Here is a 14,326-nt window from a genome sequence, read left to right on the forward strand (position 1 = left end):
ATATCAAATCCTTTTTGCCGGTTGTTTCTCTTTCTTGTGATAGGCGATCACCAGAGGCAGAATCAAAATCAAAAGAAGCAAAAATAACAACCCCACAGGCCAAAAAATGGGTTGATTCCAAGCTTGCCGCAATGTATTTCTCTTTGCTACATTTATCGCTGTATATTTTAATGTTCCATAAGTCATAGCATTAGGCTTAACATGGGAGACCCAACTTTGGGACAATACAAACTCTTCAGGATTAATGCCCCAGATCCAGGGAGCATCATGTCTTACAATATTCACCATAGCATCAATTAGCTGCTGTCTTTGCGGATCATTTTCTCGATTTTTCATTAAATTAAATAAACGATCAAACTCAGAATTTTCATAATTAGCAGCATTTTCCCCACCAAATTTTACCTTGCCATTGCCGCCATACAATTGAAACAAAAAATTCTCAGGATCTGGATAATCAGCCACCCAACCCCAACTAAATATTTGGGTCTCTCCAGTGCGCATTTTTTCTTGAAAACGATTATATAGAGTTGCTCTTACATTCAAATCAATACCAATTTTTGCAAATTGCTTACGCGTCCAATCAAATAAAGATTTATCTTCTGGTCCTCCCGACGAAGTCACATCATAATGAAGAATCAAGGGATTGCCTGTTTTTGGATCAATACCTCCAGGATAACCTGCCTCAATCATTAATTGTTTCGCATCATTAATCGGCCTGCGTATCGCCTCATCATTTTCCCATTGATAAATATAAGAATTAACTCCTTCTTTGCCTTCTTTATAGCCAAAAATACCAGGAGGGATTGGGCCTTGTGCAGCAACCCCCCGTCCATTGTAAAAAATAGCAATTTCTTCATCGTAATTTACGGCAATAGAAATAGCTTGCCTTAATTTACGAGCACGCTCACTAACGCCACCTACAACATTATCGAGCATATTAAAGCCCATATAATAAGTGCTGGGTTGTACTATTTGCGTTAAATACATATGCTTTTTGCGCATCTCTCGAGTTAGAGTCGCATTTCCGTGTCGATTAATATGGATAGCCTGATCAAAACTATTCGAACCAATTGCTGAATTATCATAATAACCCTGCAAAAACTTATTCCACCGAGGAATGGATTCTTTTTCCAAGGTAAAAATTATTTGATCCACTAAAGGAAGACGTTTGCCGGCATTATCTAAATACCCTAATTTTTTATCTCTTGCAGAACCATGACTAGGATAGTACATTTCCCTAAAATTAGGATTCTTTTTAATACCATACTGCGGTTAGGATTGTTTTCCACCAACATGAAAGAACCAGTACCGATTGGATACCAGCTTAGTGTAATATTATTATCAGCCATTCCTGGTTGAGAATAAAAAATATCCGCCTCCCAAGGTACAGGTGCGAAAAAACTCATAGCAAGCCAAAATAAAAACTGGGTATATACCCCTTTTAAAGTAATCTCAAACGTATAATCATCAAGTTTTTAATCCCGGCCAAGGGATAACGACGTAAATCAATGTAATGATTAGTGCCGGGAAGTGTCTGTCCATATTTTTCAAAGCCAACAATATAATTACTCATCAGCCCATAAATTGGCGAGCTCACTGCTGGATTAGCTAAGCGCTTAATTTGATATATATAATCATCAACAATTAACTCTCGAGTACCTATATATTTAAAATCTGACAACTGATGAATCTCAGCATCGTCTAAATAGTCTTTTGATAAATGATGGTAACGGTAGTCTCCTTTTTCATCTTTGGCAAACGCAGGATGAGGTTGATAATAAATTCCTTTTTTTATATTAATCGTATAAATACTATAACTCGGGATAACCTTGCTTTTTGGAGAAAGTACATTTCCTTGCTCATCCAAATATCTTAGTTGTGGCATTTGTGTTGCCGTTAAAGGAACTAATTGATAAGGCCTTAATAGATAATCATATTCCAATAGTGGCTCATAAATTTGAGCAATAAAAAGATATTCATTTAAAGAATAAGAAAGGGCTGGATCTAGTGTTTTAGGTTGTTCCGAAAAAGAAGAGTAATAAATATTCTTTTTTGATTCACTTTGAGGATAAGGATTATTTAAAACCCCAGGCCATGCATACACACAGCCTAGATTTTTAAAAAAAATAAAAATGAAAATTATTCGATGTATGCGATTCAAATAAAATCCTTGTCTGAGCTCATTTTAATTTATAACATATGAAGAAATTGTTCTTCATCTAAAATGGAAATCCCTAAATTATTTGCTTTATCAAGCTTTGACCCTGCTTCAGTACCAGCAATTACATAATCTGTTTTTGCCGATACGCTACCACTTACTTTAGCACCCAGGATGAGTAATTTCGCTTTAGCCTCTTCGCGACTTAGTGTATTTAAGGTTCCAGTGAGTACCACTGTTTTTCCAAATAAAGGATGCTCTGTATTCTGTTGTTTTTTCTCAATTTTTGGCCAATAAACCCCAAGTTCTAACAAATGTTGAATCACTTCCAGGTTATGGGTTTGTGCAAAAAAATGTACTATATTTCCAGCGCCAACAGGCCCCATATCTTCCAAATTCATGAGTTCTTCTACTGTTGCATTTGAAATTGCTTCAATATCACCAAAATGCTCTGCTAACACCCGGGCACTTGCCTCACCAATTTCGCGAATTCCTAAAGCATAAAGAAAACGACTTAATGTAGTCTTTTTACTCTGTTCTAAGGCTTGCAATAAGTTTTTTGCAGACTTCTCGCCCATACGCGGTAGATTAGCCAATGTAGAAACATCAAGCCTATAAAGATCAGGGAGATGCCGTACAATACCTTCATCAACCAATTGCTCAATTAAAACAGAACCTAATCCTTCAATATGCATTGCCTTACGTGAAGCGAAATGCCACATCATTCTTTTTAATTGGGCCTTGCAAAACAAACCACCAATACACCGAGCAACCGCCTCTCCTTCTTCACGAACAACATCAGAATCACAAACAGGACATTTTAGAGGCAAACAAATCTCCTTAGTATCTGTTGGTCGTTGTTCTAAAACAACCGAAACCACCTCAGGAATCACATCACCAGCGCGACGGATAATCACTTTATCCCCTATTCGAATATCTTTTCTGGTAATTTCATCCATATTATGTAAGGTAGCATTGCTCACAGTAACTCCAGCAACATTCACTGGGGCTAAACGAGCTACAGGAGTTAAAGCCCCAGTTCTACCTACTTGAAAATCAACTGCTAAAATTTCTGTTATTTCTTCAGTAGCCGGAAATTTATGGGCACAAGCAAAACGTGGAGCCCTCGAAATAAAACCTAATTGCTGTTGCAAAGCAATGCTATCAACTTTATAAACAACACCATCGATTTCGAAAGGAAGTTGATCTCGCTTAGCGAGCATATTGCGGTAATAATCCAAACAACCTTCAATCCCGACTTCCCTTTTTGATTCAGAGGAAACCTTAAAACCAAACTCTTTTATTAATTGTAATTGCTCCCAATGCGTGCCTGGTAAACGATAATCCTCACAAGCACCAATACCATAACAATAAATCGCTAGTGGTCTGTTTGCCGTTACTGCAGGATTCAATTGCCGTAAACTTCCTGCTGCTGCATTACGTGGATTTGCAAAGGTTTTTTCACCCAACTCTTTGGCTCTTTTATTGTATTCCTCAAAGCCTGCTTTTGGTATATATACTTCGCCACGTATTTCAATAAAACGCGGTGGCTTATTGGTTCTTAAAACTAATGGTATTGCCGCAATCGTTTTAATGTTGGCAGTAATGTTTTCACCTGTAGTCCCATCCCCGCGAGTAGCTGCATAAACCAATACTCCATTTTCATAAGTAATATTTACAGCAAGACCATCTAATTTTGGCTCACACGTAAAAACTAATTGCTGGACTGGCTCATCTAATTTTTCAGTGACTCGTTTAATAAATGCCTGTAGTTCATCTTCGCTGAAGACGTTTGACAAGGACAACATAGGTTGTCTGTGAGTTACGGGCGCAAAAGCATCTGCAGGAGTACCACCAACACGTTGTGTTGGTGAATCAGCAGTCAATAATTCAGGATGCTTTGTTTCTAAATCGAGTAACGCACGAAAACATCGATCATACTCAACATCGGGTACTAAAGGATCATCCAGTACATAATAATGATAATCATACTGCCTTATCTTATCTTTTAGCTTAGCCATGTGTTCTTTTATTTCATCAATAATCATTCATCGCCATCCATCTAAAACATAACTACCAAGCATAATTCAATACTTATAATTATCCTAAAAACATTAGTTTATCACTAAAAAATATGCTATAGATACATGCTGATTTAATATAATCTAGGATAATAAATAGGATAATAAAATGGATTTTAAACGTCTTCTAATTAGTTTGTGTCTGCTTCTATTTTCTTCATGGATTTATTCGCATCCAGATCCTAATGGCAATTTAGGCATTGCATTAGTCCATGGCACCAAAGATCATCGTGATGATGCCGAAGGAGGCTACTGGAAAACCGACTTTATCCAAAGTCTCGCTCAAGCACTTCCAAACCCCGAAAACTATTACGTAGTACACTGCGATTTCAGCAAGTATATGTGGGATGAAGATGCGGCTGGATGCACAGCAGATCAATTATTGAATTTTATAGCCGATAAAAAAATTAGCTCATTAATTGTCTATACCCATTCTAACGGTGGGAATGTCATGCGTTGGATTCTTTCTAACCCAACCTATGATAGTCGTTACCTACAGCTAAAAAATAAAATAGAGAAAGTTATTGCTCTAGCACCATCCAGTGGAGGAACGCCACTCGCTGATGCCTTGCTTAATGGCGGAGTTTTTGAGGCCAGCCTGAGCTGGTTATTAGGCTATACTGGGGATGCAATAAAACAGCAACGTGTTGGTGATATGTACATTTATAATGAAGAGCTTTTGTTTGGTACAAAAAATCGTCCTACCTTACCAAAACCCTTTAAGTCTGTTGTAGGGACTGATGTGATAGCATCACCTTTTAATTCATCAAGTTATTGTAATGGTTATATCCTTAATAGTGGTCTAAAAATAGCAAAACTTTATTTAGATAGTTGCGCTGATGGCTTTTTAAATTGCAGTTCACAAACAGTTGCCGGCTCAATTTGGTTTTATGATAAAGATAAATTAGAGGATCATTTGACCTTAAGCCATAATCAGAGCAGACACTCATGCTTTGGTTTGGAAAAAATACTTACCTCTGTCATTGATTCAGAAGGAGCTGCTTGATGAGAACTACACTTACTTTATTATCATTGTTATCTTCTGTTCAGGTAAATGCATACAACTTACCTCAACACCCAATCAAATCTTATGATTGCGAGATCTGTGATACGTTATCTCATGAAAACCTGCAAGACAGCTGGCAAACTGCTGAGGTTCCTTTGAAAAATGCTGGCAGCAATGTCCAAAAAAGTTATAGTTACACTAAGAAAGTATCAGCAGCACAACTAGAACAAGGAGTAATTTTACCTATCCACGCCCCAGGCGCGGTCATGCGTATTATTCCTTTAGAAGATAAAGCCATTCCTGCATTAGAGCTAAAAAATGCGTCGGCTCCCTTCATGAGCTTAAAAGAGGCATCATCTTTATACAGCCAAGATGAAGCCATTGATGAATCACTAAAAATGGGAACACATCAGACGATGTTGCAAATCAAGCCTGAATTAGGCATGGGCAATTTCGTCATCAAAAGCAAAAAAGCGAAGTCTCATAATGAGTCGAATACTTATCTGATTCATGTTTTTGAAAAATATTCGTTACTCTACCTACAAATTGAGCCCGCTGCATTGCAGTATCAATATGGTGATCAATTTAATGCAACCATAACCTTAAAGGATAACGAGACTTCCTATCCTATCGATAATATTAATGCCACTCTAATCGGCCCTAACAATCAAAGTATAACTCTTAAATTAAAAGAAATAAAACGCAATCAATATGAGGCAAGTGCACATTTACTTTCGGATATTAATACACGTGGTGATAATTGGTATATAGAAGTAGATGTGACAAGCGGGCTTGATGAAAATAGTCCTACTCATCGTACTGGACGCGCTGCGTTTTCCTATTCCATACCTTCAGCCGGTTTAGTCAGCATTAAAAAAACATCATCTAAACCTTTAACTTTCGCTGTAATTGCAGATGTTGCCACCGCAAGTCGCTATGCATTACAAAGCGTCCTTTACAAAAGAAATGCCGCAGGTGAAAATATTCCAGTGGAAACAGCCCAAAGCGCACTATGGCTAGAACCAGGGAGACAAATAATCCACTTTAGCTTTGACAATTCCGCTCAATTAGCAGAGGATCAGCTTTCTGTCGGTTATTTACATTTAACTGATTATGGGCAATTAAAACCGGTTTATCAACACGATCTTCCGATTAAACTCAGTCAAGTATTGGACTAATGAATGCAATTTTTATCATCAATCTCCTTAATTGAGGGCATAGCATGTGCTTTAGCCCTCCAATTTTTAATAGTTGTATGGCTTTTAATAAAGCAACACCAATTAAAGAGTCTTAGTGAACACTATCAGGAGAAAATTCTCAGCACATTCACTACAGAAATACATCAAATACACCTCGATATTAGTGCAAAAATTGCTCAAGGCCAATTAATAACACAACAACTCATCCATGATTCGGTTCAAAAGCAAATGACGGATGTTCGTGAACAAATAAACCATAGCTTCAAACAGCATGCGAGTGCACTAACCTCTCACTTGCAATTACTGACTGAAGAAATTCGTAATCACCTTCATAGTTTAACGCAGCAAGTCAATCATAAATTAACCGAAGGCTTTGAAAAAACTTCCTCAACTTTTATTGATGTAGTCAAACGCTTGACTATTATTGATGAGGCACAAAAGAAAATTACTGAATTATCAAATCACGTCGTCAGTCTGCAAGATGTCCTGGTTGACAAAAAAGCACGCGGTGCTTTTGGTGAAGTACAGCTTTCAACACTCATCAGTAATATGATTCCTGCCAATCACTTTCAAATGCAATATACATTGAGCAATCAAAAACGGGCTGATTGTATTTTATTCTTGCCTGAACCCTCTGGAAACGTGGTTATTGATGCTAAATTTCCCCTGGAAACCTATCAACGTCTTATTAACGTCGTCGAACCAGGATCAATGGAAAGAAAATCCTTACAACAACAATTTCGACAGGATATTCAAAAGCATATTAAAGATATTGCAGATAAATACATCATTCCTAATGAAACAACTGACGGAGCTATGATGTTTATTCCTGCCGAATCTATTTTTGCTGAAATCCATGCCAATTATCCAGACTTAATCGCCCTATCACAACGACTAAAGGTATGGCTTGTCTCTCCAAGCACTTTGATGGCCGTACTCACTACGGCTAAAGCAGTACTCAAAGATGATGCCACGCGTAAACAAGTCCATATTATCCAAAAGCATTTACAAGCACTCGCAGATGATTTCCAACGTTTTGAAAAACGAATGGATAAATTGTCCAAACATATTAATTTAGCACATCAGGATGTCAGTGAGGTAAATACTTCAGCTAAGAAGATCACATCACGTTTCCAAAAAATTGAATCTGTAGATATAGCATTAGATGAATTAGAGCTGATTGAAACTGAAACATCAAACGACGCTTAAGTTATCGCTTCATATAAAATGAATATAAATTTTGGGGTAAGAGAGCCTGATTTTACTGTGGAAAAGCGGAAACGCTCCAATCACTAAACCTTGCATAACAACTCACAATCGTCATAAAAAAGCACTGCGGAAAATAATGCTTCATCTACTTAAGCTCGAATTACCCCAAAATATTTGACAACCTATAAACAGACTTATCCACAGAAAATGTGTATAACTTACCCTAATAAACTGATATGAAAATGAAGAAAAATCTAGAAAAAACAATGACTCTTAAAAAATTAAGTGTAACATGCGGCTTGTACTTGAAAAAATATCCACAGGTGTGTGGCATGAGGAAGCGATTCTAGCGAGAGCTATTCTATACAAACAAAAATAAAAAAAACAGTCTTGACTTGAACTATTTTCCTTCTGATTGGCTCGAGAGACTTTTAACCAAAATAATTCCCCCTACAAATTCGCACTTTCCTACTTCAAATGAGTCAAGATAAAAATGCGTCTTTATCCCAAGACCGACGTTAAGTATCATATGAGACCTCAAACTCATTTAGAGCAAATGAATGACACATCTATTTCATGAAAAGACATATAGTGAACAGACATTCACCGAATTAACTATAAAGAAAGAACAAATAGAATTGATTACTTTCGAACATTGCCGGTTCAAACAATGCAAATTCATTGAAACAGTTTTCAGGAATACCAAATTTATTGACTGTGATTTTGAATCCTGTGATCTTAGCCTCTCAAAATTCCCAAATTGCAAATTTTCAGAGGTCTCTTTTAATCACTCAAAACTCATTGGAATCAATTGGACGGAGTTGAACTGGCCTCTAGTCAAACTTACAAGCCCGCTCTATTTTTATAATAGCAATGTAAGTCATTCCAGTTTTTTTGGTTTAGAACTTGCTGATCTTCAAATGGAAGAGTGTAAAGCTCATGAAGTTGATTTTCGAGAAACCAATTTAAGCCATGCACATTTTACAGGTACTGATTTACTTGATAGTTTATTTGTGCATACGAATTTAACCTCTGCTGATTTGACAAACGCGATCAACTACGGCATTAATCCAAACGAAAATAGAATCAAAAACGCACATTTTTCATTCCCTGAAGTTATTACCTTATTAAACTACTTCGAAATCAAAATTAATGACTCGCCATTTAATTAGGAGTTAACTTAAATGACCTCTCATTAGTCTCAGCTGTAATTTCAGGACTCCTTGAAGGTGATATAATAGAATAAAGCTTTTCTTTGAACTCATTGAAAACACGAACATTCTGTTTTACAGCGTTAGCATATTCATCATCACTGTCTATTTCAATAACAGCTTTGTTGCTTTTTTGCCCACCATTATTACTAAAGGGTTTAACATTTTTCTCATCAACATCACATATTTCTTTGGGCGCAAATTGCTGGACTTTATCATTATCTACCTGAATTTTGTTTTGATTGGTAAGAAATTCTGAAAAACGTATCAAGGCTATACCCAAATTCTGCAGAATACCAATACTTCGAGCTTTCTTACTGACAATTAACTCATCTGCCTCTGGCGTAAATTGATAGCCACTCTCTTTTAAAGTGATAAAAATTTCGACATTGTATTTGTTAACTACTGACAACCCCATATTTAAACAGTTTAATTCATCTGGTGATATTTTGAGATTAGTGATTAATGATCTCACCATTACTGGATCATTGTTCTCTATAGCTGCCTTTAAAAACCCTAAACGATTATTACTAGAAATGATTTGGTCAAAATTAGTAATTCTTTTAGCAAGCAGACTTATAGCATGAGCGTTTTGTTTTTCTATGGATATTTCTATCAACTCTGATACAAGTGCAGGGTTAAAAACGTCTTGTCCTTGTTTATCCAAAACATCTTTCATTACTTTACCAATCAACTGCTCATTCAATCCCTTGCACACGTTTTTTAATGTTTCTTCATATTGCATTTCTATACAATCAGCATACAACTCTGACATATGAGGATTTTCCAAAAATTTCTCTATGCATCTAGCACTACCCGAAGACAATGCATAGTAAAAGACAGCGTCAAGAGCATCAATTTTTTCATTTTTCAAGTTTTCTAAAAGCTTACCTAATGCATTTGCTGAATCACGGACAACGGCGCATAATGCAATTCGACGAATCTCATTATCGTCTAAATTAATTAAATTTGTCTCGCTATCATTTAAAATATACTCAGCAGCTTTAGCATCATCAAATTTCATCGCAAAATGCAAACCACCACCAAGCTTGGCATCTAACCTTTTTTGCTCAGGTGTTAGATATTTACCCAATAGATCATTTTTATCGGGAAAATTTCTATCTATTGGGCTTGGCTGATGACTAATGACACTTATATTCATATCCAACTTGTCGGAGCCCGAAGAAACTAAAGAGAAATTAAATGCTTCTTTGGATAACCACTGGACCATTTCCTGTTCATTTTGGAATTTCTGATTTATGTTTGAATTATTTGGGTCATATACTTTATAATTGCCCTCTTTATCCCGTGCAATTGCAATAGTATGCTGTAAGCTGCTGACACGCATTACTTCATTGTCTCTTAAATTGATATCCCTTACTATTTCAGCCCAGTTATCAATATTGGTTTGAAGGCCTATTTGAAAAACTGACTCCAAATTTTGTCCTTTTACCTGTAGCTGTTCATGGGAGTTAGATTGACTGTATTTATTCCGGGTGCTTTTCCCTTCTTGTAATGCGATTATTTTTTCAACTAAAATAAATAGTTCTGCATCGGGAAACTCATTGCTCTCCGCCGGGATCTTTTGGGCTACAAAGGATAAAAGCTTTTCAAACTCTTTCTCTTTTCCCTCCAATGTATATTGAATGTACAACGTAGATAAGGCATGGCAGATTCCATCTTCATTTACTTTGAGTGGCAGATTATGATATTTAAGGTAATTGTTTAAATTCCTAATTACTAAATATTGTTCTGTGTTGACGCTGTCTCTTGGCATAATATAGCCCCTAAAATTAATACTAAACATATTTACTATTTAAATATAAAAAAATGAGGGTAGTATTAAGGGGGCTATTCAATTTTCGTTATCGGAATACGTTTATCGATATAAGATTTTAAAATCGCTACTAATCGACAACTTTAAGATACAACCTAAGCAACATATCAGGTATAATAACTGATTTGTCAGTCGATTAACCTAGCTATGTCCATAAGTACACTACTCTTCCAACCAACACAAGCCAAACAAACATGGGGACAACTCCATGGCAGTAGCCTGGCACTTGCACTAGCAGAGTATTGCCAACAAACATCTGGAATTAAGCTTTTGATTGCACAAGACAATCTGAGTGCTAATCAATTACAAGCAGAGTTAACCTTCTTTCTAAATTCGACTTCATCTCAAGAATTACTTTTTTTCCTGATTGGGAAACACTACCTTATGATCAATTTTCCCCACATCAGGATATTATTTCTGAACGATTGTATGCTTTAAGTCGTATTCAACAAGTGACTGATGCAATTATTATCACTTCAGCAAGTACCTTGATGCATAGGTTATGTCCCCCTGAGTTTTTGAATCAACATGCATTAATGCTTAAAGAGGGACAGAAATTAGACCTAAATGCTTTTCGCAACCAACTCCAGCAATCCGGATATCATTGTGTCAACAAAGTACTCGAGCATGGTGAGTATGCCTTACGGGGTTCAATAATTGATGTATATCCCATGGGCTCAGGTTTACCCTTTCGTATCGAACTTTTTGATGATGAAATTGAAAGTTTAAGAGAATTTGATACTGACACGCAGCGTACCATAGAAAAAATCAAAGAAATCAATGTATTACCCGCGCGAGAATTTCCTTTAAACGAACAAAGCCAACTCAAATTTCGGCGTGCTTTTAGAGAGTTATTTTCTGGAAACCCAAGCCAATGTCCGATTTATGAAGCAATCAGTGAGGGACAATTCCCTTCTGGTATCGAATACTATCTTCCTTTGTTTTTTGATAAAACAGTGACTTTTTTTGATTATCTTCCAAGCACGGCCAAGGTATGTTTCATTGAAAATATTCAAGATAAAGCAGAGCAATTCTGGCTAGAGTTAAATGAACGCTTCGAACAAAGACGATACGACATTAGCAGGCCTATTTTATCTCCATCGACCTGTTTTATTAGTCCTAATGAACTTTTAACCTTGGCAAATACTTATCAACAATTACGTTTATTTCATCATGCCTCAGATAAAAAGGGTGCAGTTAATTTTGAGATTGCTCCTGGCCCACAATTACCGATTGACAGGAAAACCCAAGAGCCTTTAAGTAAGTTACGTGAGTATTGTTCTAATTCTTCTAGGCGCTACTTAATGGTGGTTGAAAGTGCTGGACGACGTGAAGTATTACTTGATCTGCTCAAACCAAGTGGGCTTACTGCTAAAATACAGTCCTCATGGGATAGTTTTATACATGATACAGCTAAACTCAATATAACCACAGGAGAGCTCATTTACGGATGTGAGTTAATCCAGAATAATATTGTGATTATTGTTGAATCACAATTATTTGGAGAGCACAGCACACCACAAAGACGTAGTTCACAAAAATTGGTTGATCCAGACCTGATTATTCGTGATATGGCTGAATTACGTATCGGCTCTCCTGTAGTGCATTTGCAGTTTGGTGTTGGACGTTATCAAGGATTACAGCATATTGAGTCCAACGGAATGGCTAGTGAATTTTTAGTTCTCGCCTATGCGGGAGAAGACAAAATTTATGTTCCAGTGACATCCCTTCATCTCATCAGCCGTTATACTGGTGTAGATAGTGAGCATGCGCCTCTCCATAAATTGGGAAGCGATCAATGGCAAAAGGAAAAGAAAAAAGCCGCCGAGAAAATCCATGATGTGGCGATTGAATTACTTGACCTCTACGCCAAAAGAGAAGCACAACCGGGACATCAATATCAAGTCGATCACAGTGACTATGCTAAATTTGCAAGTGGTTTTCCTTTTACAGAAACTCCTGATCAACTAAACGCAATTGAACAAATTATCAAAGATATGGAGTCTTCGAGGCCCATGGATCGCTTAATTTGTGGCGATGTGGGTTTTGGTAAAACTGAGGTAGCTATGCGTGCAGCATTTGTGGCTGTTCAAAGCAATAAACAAGTGTGTGTCCTGGTACCGACCACACTTTTGGCGGGACAGCATTTTGAATCATTTAGGGATCGGTTCGCTGATTTCCCTATTAATATTGAGCTGCTTTCGCGTTTCCGATCCAACAAAGAAAGTGAAGCGGTACTTGCTGGATTAAAATCAGGTACTGTAGATATCGTTATAGGAACACATAAACTATTTCAAAGCAGTATCGCTTTTAAAAACCTGGGACTTCTCATTATTGATGAAGAGCACCGCTTTGGAGTGAAACAAAAAGAACATATCAAAGCACTACGTACCCACGTGGATATTTTATCGATGACAGCCACCCCTATCCCCAGGACATTGAATATGGCTATGGCAGGGATTCGTGATATTTCATTAATGACCACCCCTCCTGCAAAACGTTTGGCGATTAAAACTTTTTGGCAGGAAAAAAAGGATCCTATTGTTCGAGAAGCGATATTAAGAGAAATATTAAGAGGCGGCCAAGTATTTTTCTTACATAATAATGTAGAAACCATTGAGCGTATCTGTGAAGACTTGCAAACTTTAGTCCCTGAAGCCAAAATTCGTAGTGCGCATGGGCAAATGCGTGAACGTGAGTTAGAACGAGTCATGTCTGATTTTTATCATCATCGTTTTAATGTTTTAGTATGTACAACGATTATTGAGACAGGAATCGATATTCCTACAGCAAATACAATTATTATTGATAGAGCTGATAAATTTGGCCTGGCACAACTTCATCAGTTACGCGGACGTGTAGGACGATCCCACCATCAAGCCTATGCTTATTTGCTTACCCCAAACGAAAAGTCCTTAACGTCTGATGCCATAAAACGTCTTGAAGCAATTGTATCTTTAGAAGATCTGGGAGCAGGATTTACTTTAGCGACTCATGATCTGGAAATTCGTGGCGCAGGAGAGCTTTTAGGTGAAGAACAAAGCGGTAACATGCACGCCATAGGATTTAATTTATTTATGGAGATGCTTGATAGAGCAGTAAATGATTTGAAAGCAGGGAAAACACCTGAATTATCTGCCCCTATGTATCAAGGACCAGAGATCGATTTAAAGATTAGTGCAGTAATTCCTGATGAGTACATTTCTGACGTGCATAATCGTCTTATCATGTATAAACGAATTTCAAATGCAAAAAATAATCAGCAATTACACGAGTTACAAATCGAACTCATTGACCGATTTGGCTTGTTACCCCAACAAGTGAAGCATTTATTATTGATTACTGAATTAAAATTAAAAGCAGAAAAAATGGGGATTCAAAAAATCAGTGCTGGCGCCCAGCAAGGCAAAATAGAATTTGGTGATGCCCCAACTATCGACACTGGTGTTTTAATCAGTTTGATACAAGTACATGCCAAAAGGTATAAAATGGACGGGCCTCAATGTTTACGTTTTACCCTCGACAGCACTTCTGCTGAGGAACGTCTTTTTGAAATTGGTTCTTTGCTTCATAAATTAGCAGGTTCAAAAGTTCCTATCTCTTAAAATTAACTATTAGGGTGTGT

General features: G+C 37.0%; 6 protein-coding genes and 2 pseudogenes. 5 read left to right on the forward strand and 3 right to left on the reverse strand.

The genetic code is table 11. The features are described from left to right. Positions 1-3: 3 nt before the first annotated feature. Both EL220_RS11065 and ligA read right to left on the reverse strand, forming a co-directional pair. A pseudogene (locus EL220_RS11065) lies at positions 4-2,161 on the reverse strand (ABC transporter substrate-binding protein). A gap of 29 nt (positions 2,162-2,190) precedes the next feature. Next, positions 2,191-4,206, reverse strand: a complete 2,016-nt coding sequence (gene ligA, locus EL220_RS11070) for an NAD-dependent DNA ligase LigA (protein WP_027272181.1) — start codon at positions 4,204-4,206, stop codon at positions 2,191-2,193. A gap of 142 nt (positions 4,207-4,348) precedes the next feature. On the opposite strand from ligA, the gene EL220_RS11075 reads away from it, so the two are divergent. The 4 genes from EL220_RS11075 to EL220_RS11090 all read left to right on the forward strand — a co-directional run bounded on the left by EL220_RS11075 (position 4,349) and on the right by EL220_RS11090 (position 8,825). After that, positions 4,349-5,245 (forward strand): hypothetical protein, encoded by an 897-nt coding sequence (locus EL220_RS11075; RefSeq protein WP_027272180.1) that lies wholly within the window; start codon positions 4,349-4,351, stop codon positions 5,243-5,245. Beyond that, complete coding sequence (locus tag EL220_RS11080) at positions 5,245-6,423, forward strand: DUF4785 domain-containing protein (RefSeq protein WP_027272179.1); 1,179 nt, start codon at positions 5,245-5,247, stop codon at positions 6,421-6,423. Before EL220_RS11075 ends, EL220_RS11080 begins: the two co-directional genes overlap by 1 nt. A 3-nt stretch (positions 6,424-6,426) precedes the next feature. Further along, positions 6,427-7,653, forward strand: coding sequence for a DNA recombination protein RmuC (locus tag EL220_RS11085; protein ID WP_027272178.1), 1,227 nt, complete (start codon positions 6,427-6,429; stop codon positions 7,651-7,653). A 560-nt stretch (positions 7,654-8,213) separates the two neighbouring features. Next, the gene (locus EL220_RS11090) at positions 8,214-8,825 is read left to right on the forward strand and encodes a pentapeptide repeat-containing protein (protein ID WP_027272177.1); all 612 of its coding nucleotides are present in this window, start codon (positions 8,214-8,216) and stop codon (positions 8,823-8,825) included. On the opposite strand, the gene EL220_RS19030 is transcribed toward EL220_RS11090, so the two are convergent. Continuing rightward, entirely contained in the window at positions 8,818-10,671 is a 1,854-nt protein-coding gene (locus EL220_RS19030) for a hypothetical protein (RefSeq protein ID WP_232002402.1), read from the reverse strand. The two genes, EL220_RS11090 and EL220_RS19030, sit on opposite strands and share 8 nt — an antisense overlap. Before the next feature lie 177 nt (positions 10,672-10,848). Between EL220_RS19030 and mfd the strand changes: the two are divergent. Next, positions 10,849-14,306, forward strand: a pseudogene (gene mfd / locus EL220_RS11110) (transcription-repair coupling factor). Positions 14,307-14,326 lie beyond the last annotated feature (20 nt).

Origin of the sequence: Legionella sainthelensi (assembly GCF_900637685.1) — a bacterium.
Classification (GTDB): Bacteria; Pseudomonadota; Gammaproteobacteria; order Legionellales; family Legionellaceae; genus Legionella; species Legionella sainthelensi.